6 protein-coding genes are annotated in these 12311 nt (G+C 59.9%); 1 reads left to right on the top strand and 5 read right to left on the bottom strand.

Annotated features, from left to right (window positions below; genetic code table 11):
* Positions 1-62: 62 nt before the first annotated feature.
* The 3 genes from rpsG to L6762_RS05535 form a co-directional block, all read right to left on the bottom strand.
* On the bottom strand, positions 63-533 hold the full coding sequence (gene rpsG / locus L6762_RS05545) for a 30S ribosomal protein S7 (RefSeq protein WP_135012878.1): 471 nt from the start codon (positions 531-533) through the stop codon (positions 63-65).
* Positions 533-907, bottom strand: coding sequence for a 30S ribosomal protein S12 (gene rpsL, locus L6762_RS05540; RefSeq protein WP_083090707.1), 375 nt, complete (start codon positions 905-907; stop codon positions 533-535). The genes rpsG and rpsL overlap by 1 nt, the downstream gene beginning before the upstream one ends.
* A 451-nt stretch (positions 908-1358) precedes the next feature.
* The gene (locus L6762_RS05535) at positions 1359-3449 is read right to left on the bottom strand and encodes a neutral/alkaline non-lysosomal ceramidase N-terminal domain-containing protein (RefSeq protein ID WP_237185976.1); all 2091 of its coding nucleotides are present in this window, start codon (positions 3447-3449) and stop codon (positions 1359-1361) included.
* Positions 3450-3605: 156 nt separating this feature from the next.
* On the opposite strand from L6762_RS05535, the gene L6762_RS05530 reads away from it, so the two are divergent.
* Complete coding sequence (locus tag L6762_RS05530; protein ID WP_237185975.1) at positions 3606-4511, top strand: shikimate dehydrogenase; 906 nt, start codon at positions 3606-3608, stop codon at positions 4509-4511.
* Between the two features lie 133 nt (positions 4512-4644).
* Here the strand turns inward: L6762_RS05530 and L6762_RS05525 are convergent, their stop codons facing one another.
* Both L6762_RS05525 and L6762_RS05520 read right to left on the bottom strand, forming a co-directional pair.
* Complete coding sequence (locus L6762_RS05525; RefSeq protein ID WP_237185974.1) at positions 4645-8535, bottom strand: DNA-directed RNA polymerase subunit beta'; 3891 nt, start codon at positions 8533-8535, stop codon at positions 4645-4647.
* Between the two features lie 56 nt (positions 8536-8591).
* Positions 8592-12092, bottom strand: a complete 3501-nt coding sequence (locus tag L6762_RS05520; RefSeq protein ID WP_237185973.1) for a DNA-directed RNA polymerase subunit beta — start codon at positions 12090-12092, stop codon at positions 8592-8594.
* Positions 12093-12311: the final 219 nt, after the last annotated feature.

Genomic DNA, 12311 nt, shown 5'->3' with positions numbered 1-12311 from the left:
TGTGAGAAACTCCGAAAGCCTGCCGCTATGTACGTATGTAATAACGGCAGGCTACGAAGAAATTACCAGCGGTAGTGTGCGAAGGCCTTGTTGGACTCGGCCATCTTGTGAGTGTCTTCGCGACGCTTCACAGCGGCACCGAGACCGTTGGATGCATCCAGGATCTCGTTCATGAGACGCTCGGTCATGGTCTTCTCGCGGCGGAGCTTTGAGAAGCCAACGAGCCAGCGCAGGGCCAGAGCGGTTGCGCGGCCTGCACGAACTTCGACGGGGACCTGGTAGGTCGCGCCGCCAACGCGGCGTGAGCGAACCTCGAGTGAAGGCTTGACGTTGTCCATTGCCTTCTTGAGGGTTACTACGGGGTCTGCACCGGTCTTCTGGGCAACGCCTTCGAGGGCACCGTAAACGATGCGCTCAGCGGTTGACTTCTTGCCGTCCAGCAGAACCTTGTTGATGAGCTGGGTAACCAGCGGTGAGCCGTAAACAGGATCGTTTACGAGGGGACGCTTAGGAGCGGGACCCTTACGAGGCATTACTTCTTCTCCTTCTTTGCGCCGTAGCGTGAACGAGCCTGACCGCGGCCCTTAACGCCCTGGGTATCCAGTGCGCCACGTACAATCTTGTAACGAACACCGGGGAGGTCCTTCACACGACCACCGCGAACGAGCACGATGGAGTGTTCCTGAAGGTTGTGGCCCTCACCGGGGATGTATGCGGTAACCTCGACGCCGCCGTTGAGCTTAACACGTGCGACCTTACGCAGTGCTGAGTTCGGCTTCTTCGGGGTGGTGGTGTATACACGGGTGCATACGCCACGCTTCATGGGGTTGCCCTTAAGTGCGGGCGCCTTGGTCTTTACGACCTTGGGTGCACGGCCCTTACGGACCAACTGCTGAATTGTAGGCACTTGTTCTCCGTTTGGTATCGGCGGCCCCGTTAGGGGCTACCGGTTTACTTGCCTTCTGTCACTTAGGATAAGCGCAAAAGAAAATCTTTATGACTTAGCAGGAGCCCAGACACAACAAAAAATGGCATTTAGGCCTCAAGATCGCTGTTCGGGCTAGATGCCCGGGCGAACAAGGCCAAAGGACGGTGTCCATTCTGCCATTGGTTCTTATGTACTGCTCAGAACGTGTCTGTGCGGGCAGTAGATACTACTGCTAAGTACTCCAGGTACTACTCTAGCTGGTTAGAAAGGCTTAATCTACCCCCTGTGTGCTCTGGGGGCAGCTTTAAGCTCTTTAATCGGGGTGATGTCTGGCACTTAAGGCTTTTAAAAGAGCAAGGACGCCAGCGCTCCCCTCCCCTGCCAGGGGAAAGGGGGTGCCGGCGTCCGCATCCTGAAGGAACCTGCCTGCCTAGCTGACGGTGAAGTTCTGGGTTGCCCCGGTGAAGGGGGTGATGGTGCCGACCCCGTTCTTGGAATCCCCGTGGTAGAGAATCCGGTAGGTGCCGGGAACCGCATCGGCAGGAATCTTCCATTCGATGGTCACGCGGGACTGGGCCGCCAGGTGCCGCTTCCAGCGGAAGCGGGTAGCCGGGTCGTTATCACCGGCTACGGTCACCCACTGGTTACCCTCTAGACGCTGAACTTCAAGGTAGCTGGAGTTCAGCTGCTGGTCGTTGTTGGGGTGGGCACCCACAAAGAGGGCGCTGACGGTTGCACCCCGGGCCGTGTTGGCGGGCTGGGTGAGCACCTTACCGTAGTAGTGGCCAGCGCCGGGCAGGTCGTACCAGACCTTACCCACAGCGCTCTTCATGGGGGTGCGTACAGTGGGCTTATCGCCCAGGGGCAGCTCGGTGCCATCGCGCAGGGAAGTTGCAACGGTGTTGAGGGTCTGGCGGAAGGCCCCCATGGTATTGATACCGAATACGGTGGCCCCACCCTCGTACTGCTGCGAAACGTATTCCTGCGGAGTCGTCACATAGTGGCTGTAGGCGTTGGTGTAGCCCTGCACGATAATCTGTGACTCATCGACTCCCAACAGAGCCGCCATATCCTGGCGGTACTGCACACCGACCGCACCGTTGTGCTCGCCGGGCATACCCAGCAGGTAGTAGTTACCGAAGCGCATGACCTGCACCGGCAGCTTCTGCTGCACCTTCTCGTGGACGGCCAGCAGGTTAGCCTTGGGGTACTGGCAGGCGCTCAAGCTGGCAGATGAGCTGTAGGCCAGCCAGTTGAAGTCGCTCCAGACCTTATTGGCGTTAACTCCCTCATTGAAGCCGGCTGCGCCGGGGCCATCCTCCACGCTACCGGCGGCAAAGGGGGCACCCAGCGAGGCATTACAGGTAGAGCCCGCGTAGCCGGTGCCCGTCCACCGGGCGTCCACCTGCACCTTGGAGAAGTCCACGTAGGTGATGCGGGAATCCAGGCCCTGCCCCACTGGAGTACCTGCGCTTGCTAGCTGGGTGCGGACGGCGTCCGCCTGCTTGGTTCCCTGAATCTCAAGGTTGGTGAACATGTCGTTGGTGGGGCCCATACCCGGCTGCAGCATGGTGTTGGGCGAGACGTCACCGGTGTTGCTGTTGGCAAAGGCCGCGATGAAGGCATCATCTTCAGCCCCCGCGTTCAGGTTGACCCCGTGGTCTACGGTTTCGAGCAGGTACTGGGCATAGCCCTTGTTATCTGAAGAGACCAGGGTGTTCTGGTTGGTCAGAGAAGTGGGGTGAATAGCGAACCAGTTCAGGACGGCGCGGGTCACCCCGTCGTGCTCAAAACGGAAGGTGGTGCTGGTGGGGTCTACCCCGTTGATGAGTTCGTCGGTGAGGTTAGCCGGGTCTTGTTCCAGGGCCACCGCCGATCGATTGACGCCCACACCGGTGAGCTGACTGCTGGAGACCGTCACGTTGCCGGGGGCCAGGTCGGCCAGGGCCTCGCGGATAGCCTGCATAGACCCGTTGACCTGGTTATTGAAGGTGGGTTCGTTGAAGCCCAGGGTTGCCAGGTTGTAGAGCACGTCCTTGCTCACGCCGCCGGGGGTGGCGTGGCTGTGGGAGGCCGTAATCATGATGTTCGCTTCGGTGAACTCGGGGCCGAGTTCGGCCTGAATACGGTTCACCAGTTCAGCGCGAATGCTATTCCAGGCGCTCAGAGCATCGAGTACCACAATCAGGTTGCGGGAACCGGTGGCAGGGTCAATGACCACAAAGGCACGGGCGTACTGGCGGGAGTGAATTCCAGACCCCTTCTGGGTGTCAGTACCGTAGCCCACGAAGGCCACCTCGGCGACCTCACCGGTAATGTCGGCTACGCCCGCCCCGACCAGGTAGGGGTTATCAGCGGTAGGCTGGGTGGAGTTCACCAACTGGGCCAGATTCTGGGCATTGACGCCCGCCGGTGTCAGCTCAACGTCGGCCTGGGACGGGATCAGATAGGCCCCGGCGGCTAAAGACAGGGCAGCCCCAAAGACGCCAAGTTTGACCCCTACATGTCGTGATAGTTTCATTCAACCCTCAAGATGTGCGAAAAGATAGGCGGGTTTATACCCGCCCGTGTGTGCTCCCCTAAGCCTACCGACCGGGGCCTCTTCCAGCTAGCTGGGCTTGCCCCGCGATTCGTGGTAGAACGGAAGAACTTTAACCCCACGAAAAGGACAGCACGAGTGAGCACCCCCAACGAGTCTTACCTGGTCGGCCTGCTAGGTAGCGGTATCACGGCCTCTCTTACTCCGCCCCTGCACGAGTTCGCAGCAGACCGGGCAGGTGTGCGCTATCTCTACCGCCCCGTTGATCTTGATGCTCTGGGCCCCGGGGCGCGAGCAGCGGGTGTACTGCCCGTGGGAGATCTGCTGCACTGGGGGTTTGACTTTGGCTTTAACGCTTTCAACATCACCTTCCCCTACAAGCAAGCGGTACTTGAGCACCTCGATGAGGTGTCGGACGCCGCCGCCCGCCTGGGGGCTGTCAATACGGTGGTAGCGAAAGAAGGCAGGCTCCTGGGCTATAACACCGATATCAGTGGTTTTGCCTCGGCTCTAAGTCAGGACCTTGAGCCTACCCCCGGTGATCTGAGGGTGGTCACCCAGCTGGGTGTGGGTGGTGCGGGTTCTGCCACCGCAGCTGCCCTCCTCAGCTTAGGAACTAGAACGCTCAATCTATTTGACCTCGATACTCAAAGGGCTATAGCCAAAGCCCAGCAGCTGGCCGAGCTCTACCCGGGCGCAACCGTCCGCGCCGTCACTGAGGATGAGCTAGCTGCTGTTCTTGCTGCCTCTACCGGCCTGGTCAACGCCACCCCCATCGGCATGCACCATCACCCCGGCGCTCCCCTACCCCTGGACTACCTGCACTCACAGCTCTGGGTCTTCGACGTCATCTACCTACCGCAAAACACACCGCTGATACAGAAAGCCCGTTCTATAGGCTGCCGGGTACTACCCGGCGGGCTCATGGCAGTGGGACAGGCAGCCGATGCCTTTGAACTCATCACCGGCCTGAGCCCAGACAGGGCAGAACTCCTTACTCACTTCGAAAGGCTCCTGGCAGCACAGGGCAACCAGCTCACCTAAGATTTCCCCGCAAATAGGCGCCCTTCCGTCCACCTGTTCCCTCGCGCAGACTAAACATACCCCTACAAGCAAGGCCCTCCCCCGCAGAAGTGCGGGGAAGGGCCTTACCTATACCGGGCTAACGGCGGACGGTTTACTTACCGAACTCGTAGTCATCCAGCGGAATAGCCTGGAACTCGGGGCTGATAGCACCCTCGTTGGTCTCGGCGTAGCTGAAATCATTGTAGGGAGTTGCGGTCTGAGCAAACAGAGCCTCGCGAGCCTCGTCGGTGGGCTCAACCTCGATGTCGTTGTACATGGCAAGGCCAGTACCGGCGGGGATGAGCTTACCGATGATGACGTTTTCCTTGAGGCCGACCAGCGGGTCTTCCTTACCTTCCATCGCAGCCTGAGTAAGGACGCGGGTGGTTTCCTGGAAGGAGGCGGCAGACAGCCAGGACTCGGTAGCCAGTGACGCCTTGGTAATACCCATCATCTCGGGGCGACCTGAGGCAGGGCGCTTCCCCTCAGCCAGAGCCGCACGGTTGGCGTTCTGGAAGGCGATGTTCTCAACCAGCTCACCGGGGAGCAGGTTGGTCTCACCGGAGTCGATGACGGTGATACGACGCAGCATCTGGCGAACGATAACCTCAACGTGCTTATCGTGGATGCCTACACCCTGGGAGCGGTACACGCCCTGGACCTCGTCCACCAGGTGCTTCTGAGCCTCACGGGGACCGCGGATACGCAGGATCTCCTTGGGGTCAACAGCACCGGCGACCAGCTGGGTACCGACGGTGATGTGGTCACCTTCAGCAACTTCCAGGCGGGCACGACGCAGCACGGGGTAGGCTACCGGGTCATCGCCGTTATCGGGGGTGACAACAACCTTCAGGGACTTGTCGGTGTCCTCGATGGTGACGCGACCGGTGACCTCAGAAATCGGGGCAACACCCTTGGGGGTGCGGGCCTCAAAGAGTTCCTGAATACGGGGCAGACCCTGGGTAATATCGTCAGCCGATGCGACACCACCGGTGTGGAAGGTACGCATGGTCAGCTGGGTACCGGGCTCACCAATGGACTGAGCCGCGATAATACCGACGGCCTCACCAATGTCGACCAGGTTACCTGAAGCCATGGAACGGCCGTAGCAGAGGGCACAAACACCAACTGCTGACTCACAGGTCAGGACGGAGCGGACGCGAACCTCTTCGATACCGGCCTTGAACAGATCGTCAATGACGATATCTGAGACGTCAGCGCCAGCAGCAGCCAGAACGGTACCGTCTTCAGCCACAACGTCAACAGCAAGAGCGCGGCCGTGAATTGAGGACTCGACGTTCTCGTGCAGGGAAACCTTGCCAGAGGCGTCCTTCTCAATCAGGGGCAGGGTCAGACCGCGGCGGGTGCCACAGTCGTGCTCGCGCACGATGACATCCTGAGAAACGTCGACCAGACGACGGGTCAGGTAACCGGAGTTTGCGGTACGCAGCGCGGTATCTGCCAGACCCTTACGAGCACCGTGGGTTGCGATGAAGTACTCCAGAACCGACAGGCCTTCACGGTAGGAAGACTTAATCGGGCGGGGCATAATCTCACCCTTGGTGTTAGACACCAGACCACGGATACCTGCAATCTGACGAACCTGCATCCAGTTACCACGTGCACCCGAGGTGACCATGCGGTTAATGGTGGTGTTCTTCTCAGCCAGGTTTTCCTTCATTGCCTCGGCGACCTCGTCGGTTGCCTTGGTCCAAATGTCGATCAGTTCGGTACGGCGTTCGACGTCGTCGATCAGACCCATGGCGAACTGGGATTCGATGTTGGCTGCCTGCTCCTCGTAGCCTTCCATAATGGCGGGCTTGGTGGGGGGCGCTGCGATATCGGAGACCGCAACGGTCACACCTGAGCGTGAAGCGTAGTAGAAGCCGGTGTTCTTGAGCGCGTCAAGGGTCTTGGCTACCACGTGCATGGGGTACTTCTCAGCAAGGTCGTTGATGAGGGCACCCAGGGACTTCTTGTCGGCAATACCGGTGTACCAGGGGTAGTCGGCAGGCAGGGTCTCGTTGAAGATGACCTGACCGACGGTGGTTTCTACCAGGACGGGCTGACCGGGCTCGTAGCCTTCGGGGGCTTCCCAGCCTTCGTAGGGTACGAAGTCGTCCAGCACGATCTTGACCTTGGTGTAGAGCTCAATCTCGTGGCGGTCCATAGCCATGATGGCTTCTGCGTAGGACGAGAACAGGCGGCCTTCGTTCTTCTCACCGTCACGGGCGGTGGTCAGATGGAAGAGACCGATGATCATGTCCTGGTCAGGTACCGCAACGGGGCGGCCGTCTGAGGGCTTCAGGATGTTGTTGGAGGACAGCATGAGGATGCGGGCCTCGGCCTGAGCCTCGGGTGACAGGGGCAGGTGGACTGCCATCTGGTCACCGTCGAAGTCAGCGTTGAATGCTGAACAGACCAGGGGGTGCAGCTGGATAGCCTTACCTTCGACCAGCTGGGGTTCGAAGGCCTGAATACCCAGACGGTGCAGGGTAGGTGCGCGGTTCAGCAGCACGGGGTGCTCGGTGATGATCTCTTCGAGAACGTCCCACACCTGGGGGCGGAAACGCTCGACCATGCGCTTAGCAGACTTGATGTTCTGGGCGTGGTTGAGGTCAACCAGGCGCTTCATGACGAAGGGCTTGAAGAGCTCCAGAGCCATCTGCTTGGGCAGGCCGCACTGGTGCATCTGCAGGGTGGGGCCACCGACGATAACGGAACGACCCGAGTAGTCAACGCGCTTACCCAGCAGGTTCTGGCGGAAACGACCCTGCTTACCCTTGAGCATGTCAGAGAGGGACTTGAGGGGGCGGTTACCGGGACCGGTGACAGGGCGACCGCGACGGCCGTTGTCGAAGAGGGAGTCAACAGCTTCCTGCAGCATGCGCTTTTCGTTGTTGACGATGATCTCGGGGGCACCGAGTTCCAGCAGACGCTTGAGGCGGTTGTTGCGGTTGATGACGCGACGGTAGAGGTCGTTCAGGTCGGAGGTCGCGAAGCGGCCACCGTCGAGCTGCACCATGGGGCGCAGTTCCGGCGGGATGACGGGAACGTAGTCCAGTACCATACCGAGCGGGGAGTTGTCGGTGGTCAGGAAGGCGTTGACAACCTTCAGACGCTTGAGGGCGCGGGTCTTCTTCTGGCCCTTACCGGTCTGGATGATGTCCTTGAGGGCTTCTGCTTCAGCTTCCATGTCGAAGTTCTCAAGACGCTTCTTGATTGCTTCTGCACCCATGGAGCCTTCGAAGTACATGCCGTACTTGTCGACCATGCCGCGGTAGAGGGCTTCGTCGCCTTCAAGGTCAGCGACCTTGAGGTTCTTGAAGCGGTCCCAGATGCGGTCGAGCTGCTCGATTTCGCGTTCTGCGTTCTTGCGGACGGACGCCATCTGGCGCTCGGCTGCGTCACGCAGCTTGCGCTTTTCGGCGGCCTTGCCACCGTCAGCCTCGATCTTGGCGAGTTCCTCTTCGGTTTCGCGGGCGATCAGGTTGATGTCGGCTGCAAGCTGGTCCTGCAGGACCTTCTTGTCGCGGTCGTGGGCGGCCTGCAGGTTGGGCAGGTCCTCGTGGCGGGCTTCTTCGTCCACATGGGTAATCATGTAGGCGGCGAAGTAGATGATCTTTTCCAGGTCCTTGGGAGCCAGGTCAAGCAGGTAGCCCAGGCGTGAGGGTACGCCCTTGAAGTACCAGATGTGGGTCACGGGAGCTGCCAGCTCGATGTGGCCCATGCGCTCGCGGCGCACCTTGGCACGGGTTACCTCTACGCCACAGCGCTCACAGATGATGCCCTTGAAGCGTACGCGCTTGTACTTACCGCAGTAGCATTCCCAGTCGCGGGTAGGGCCGAAGATGCGCTCGTCGAAGAGGCCTTCCTTCTCGGGCTTCAGGGTTCGGTAGTTGATGGTTTCGGGCTTCTTAACCTCGCCGTACGACCAGTCCAGGATGTTCTGGGAGGTCGCCAGGCCAATACGCATCAAACCAAGTGAAGATTCGTTGGACATTTGGTCCTTATCTCTTTCCTAGTGTTTTGAAGTCTTGTTCGAACAGATGGGAGGGTTTAGACCTCTTCGACAGAGCTGGGCTCTGCGTGGGACAGGTCAATACCCAGGTCATCTGCTGCTCGGAAGCCTTCGTCTTCTACATCGCGCATTTCGATGGTCTTACCGTCGGTTGAGAGAACCTCAACGTTCAGGCAGAGGGACTGCATTTCCTTGATCAAGACCTTGAAGGACTCGGGCACACCGGGTTCGGGGATGTTCTCGCCCTTAACGATGGCTTCGTAGACCTTCACGCGGCCGTGAACGTCGTCAGACTTGACGGTCAGGATTTCCTGCAGGGTGTAGGCGGCACCGTATGCTTCCAGTGCCCACACTTCCATTTCACCGAAGCGCTGGCCACCGAACTGGGCCTTACCGCCCAGGGGCTGCTGGGTGATCATGGAGTAGGGGCCAGTGGAGCGTGCGTGGATCTTGTCGTCGACAAGGTGGTGCAGCTTCAGGATGTACTGGTAGCCAACGGATACCGGCTCGGGGAAGGGCTCGCCGGAGCGGCCATCGAGCAGGCGGGCCTTACCTGAGCGGTTGATCAGGCGGTCGCCGTCGCGGTTGGGGTTAGCGTGGTCCAGTAGCTCGAACAGTTCCTCTTCACCGGCACCGTCGAACACGGGGGTTGCGACGTTGGTGGGGCCGGTTTCCTTGGGGAAGTTGTGGAGCTTGTCGAGCCAGGCGGGGTTGCCCTCGATCTTCCAGCCCTGCTTGGCCAGCCAGCCGGTGTGAACTTCGAGTACCTGACCGATGTTCATACGACCGGGAACGCCCAGCGGGTTGAGGATGATGTCGACGGGGGTGCCGTCTTCCATGAAGGGCATGTCCTCGATGGGGAGGATCTTGGTAATAACACCCTTGTTACCGTGGCGGCCTGCCAGCTTATCGCCGACGGTGATCTTGCGCTTCTGGGCAACGTAGACGCGGACCAGCTGGTTGACGCCGCTGGGCAGGTCTTCGTCGTCGGTTTCGCGGTCGAAGATACGGACGCCGATAACGGTACCGGACTCGCCGTGGGGAACCTTGAGTGAGGTGTCACGGACTTCGCGGGACTTCTCACCGAAGATGGCGCGCAGCAGGCGCTCTTCGGGGGTCAGTTCGGTTTCGCCCTTGGGGGTGACCTTACCGACCAGGATGTCGCCGGCCTCAACCTCGGCACCGATGTGGATGATGCCGCGCTCGTCGAGGGCTGAGAGCACCTCTTCGGAGACGTTGGGGATGTCGCGGGTGATCTCTTCGGCACCCAGCTTGGTGTCGCGGGCATCGATTTCGTGCTCTTCAATGTGGATTGAGGTGAGCACGTCGTCGGAGATCATGCGCTGGGACAGGATGATGCCGTCCTCGAAGTTGAAGCCTTCCCATGACATGTAGGCCACGAGTAGGTTCTTACCGAGTGCCAGTTCGCCCTTGTCGGTTGAGGGGCCGTCAGCAATCAGGCTGCGCTCTTCAACGCGGTCGCCCACCTTAACAACAACGCGGTGGTTGTAGCAGTTACCGGGGTTGGAGCGCTGGAACTTGAGGATGGGGTAGGAGGTGGTGGTGCCATCGTCGTTACGAACGACTACCAGGTCAGCGGAGACCTCAGAGACCACACCGGCCTTCTTAGCAACGACGGAGTCACCGGAGTCAAGAGCTGCGTAGCGTTCCATACCGGTACCAACGACAGGTGCCTCTGATTCGAGCAGAGGCACAGCCTGACGCTGCATGTTAGCACCCATCAGTGCTCGGTTAGCGTCGTCGTGTTCCAGGTAGGGAATCAGGGCGGTTGCCACAGACACCATCTGGCGGGGGGAGACGTCCATGAACTCAATCTCAGAGGCGTCTACCAGCACAGCTTCGCCAGAACCGTCGCCCGCACGGCAGAGGACCTGCTCTTCGGCGAAGGTCATGTCTGCGTTCAAGGGCGCGTTAGCCTGAGCGATGGTGTTGCCCTTTTCGTCATCGGCGGTGAGGTACTTGACCTCGTCGGTGACCTGACCGTTCTTGACGATACGGTAGGGGGTCTCGATGAAACCGAAGGGGTTGATGCGGGCGTAGGTTGCCAGCGAGCCAATCAGACCGATGTTGGGGCCTTCAGGGGTTTCGATGGGGCACATACGGCCGTAGTGGGAGGGGTGCACGTCTCGCACTTCCATGCCTGCGCGGTCACGGGAGAGACCACCGGGGCCCAGAGCGGAGAGACGACGCTTGTGAGTCAGACCTGCCAGCGGGTTGTTCTGGTCCATGAACTGGGAGAGCTGGGAGGTGCCGAAGAATTCCTTGATGGAGGCAACCACGGGGCGGATGTTGATTAGGGTCTGAGGGGTGATGGCCTCGACGTCCTGGGTGGTCATACGCTCGCGAACGACGCGCTCCATGCGGGACAGACCGGTGCGGATCTGGTTCTCGATCAGTTCGCCCACGGCGCGGATGCGGCGGTTGCCGAAGTGGTCGATGTCGTCAACGTCAACGCGGATGTCGACTTCCTGGCCGTCGCGGATGCCCTTGATGCTGGTGCCACCTGCGTGCAGGGTGACCAGGTAACGAATCATGGCTGCGATGTCGTCCTGGGACAGCACTGATGCTGAGGGGTCGTTGACGGGGGTGTCGATGCCGAGCTTGCGGTTCACCTTGTAGCGGCCGACCTTTGCCAGGTCGTAGCGGCGGGGGGTGAAGTACATGTTGTCCAGCAGGTTCTGGGCAGCGTCAACCGTGGGGGGTTCGCCCGGGCGCAGCTTGCGGTAGATATCAAGCAGGGCCTCTTCGCGAGTCTGGACGGTGTCCTTCTCGAGGGTGGCGCGGATGGAGTCGAATTCACCGAATTCAGCCAGAATCTTGGCTTCGCTCCAGCCCAGGGCCTTGAGCAGGGTGGTGACGGACTGCTTGCGGCGGCGGTCCAGACGGACGCCAACCTGGTCGCGCTTGTCGATTTCGAGTTCGAACCAGGCACCGCGGGAAGGGATAATCTTCGCGGTGTAGATATCCTTATCGGAGGTGCGGTCGGCGGTCTTTTCGAAGTAGGCGCCGGGTGAACGAACCAGCTGGGAAACAACGACGCGCTCGGAGCCGTTGATCACGAAGGTGCCGGATTCGGTCATCAGGGGGAAGTCACCCATGAACACGGTCTGCTGCTTGATTTCGCCCGTGTTGTTGTTCATGAATTCGGCCTTGACGTACAGGGGAGCTGCGTAGGTCGCGTCGCGATCCTTGCACTCTTCCATGGTGTACTTGGGGTCAGCGAATTCGGGATCGGAGAAGGACAGGGACATGGTGCCCTGGAAGTCTTCGATCGGGGAGATTTCTTCGAAGATGTCGGCAAGACCTGAGGTCTGACTGACGGAGGTATCGCCGGTTTCTGCTGCTACAGCTGCTTTAGCTGCCCAGCGTTCGTTACCGACGAGCTGATCAAAGCTGTCGAGCTGGAGCGCGAGCAGGTTGGGAACCTGCAGGGGCTCAGCAATTTTTGCGAATGAGATTCGGCGCTGCGAACCTACGCCGTTAGCGGCTTCAGTATTAGAGGTGCTCGAGGCGACCAAGATTGGATCCTTCCACAGACATGTCTGTTCGTACCCGCTCCCCCACCAGGGGCGGTACACTCAAGGACCCGTTGAAGAGGCAAACTAGCCTGTTATAGCACCTGTGCCGTGCTGGGATAGTGGCTAGATTGATGTTCGGGGTACTGGGGCGTACTTAAAACCTGTTACAACCTGCCCACCGCTATATGAAGGCACAGAAGATTAGGGAAGCGCAAATAT

Source organism: Rothia nasimurium, assembly GCF_928381705.1.
Taxonomy (GTDB): domain Bacteria; phylum Actinomycetota; class Actinomycetes; order Actinomycetales; family Micrococcaceae; genus Rothia; species Rothia nasimurium_G.
This window is presented reverse-complemented; position numbering and strand designations above follow the sequence as displayed.

Excerpts from the sequence above, each read along its gene's own strand:
- L6762_RS05535 (WP_237185976.1), bottom strand. The coding sequence starts at position 3,449 with ATGAAACTATCACGACATGTAGGGGTCAAACTTGGCGTCTTTGGGGCT.
- L6762_RS05525 (WP_237185974.1), bottom strand. The coding sequence starts at position 8,535 with ATGTCCAACGAATCTTCACTTGGTTTGATGCGTATTGGCCTGGCGACC.
- rpsG (WP_135012878.1), bottom strand. The coding sequence starts at position 533 with ATGCCTCGTAAGGGTCCCGCTCCTAAGCGTCCCCTCGTAAACGATCCT.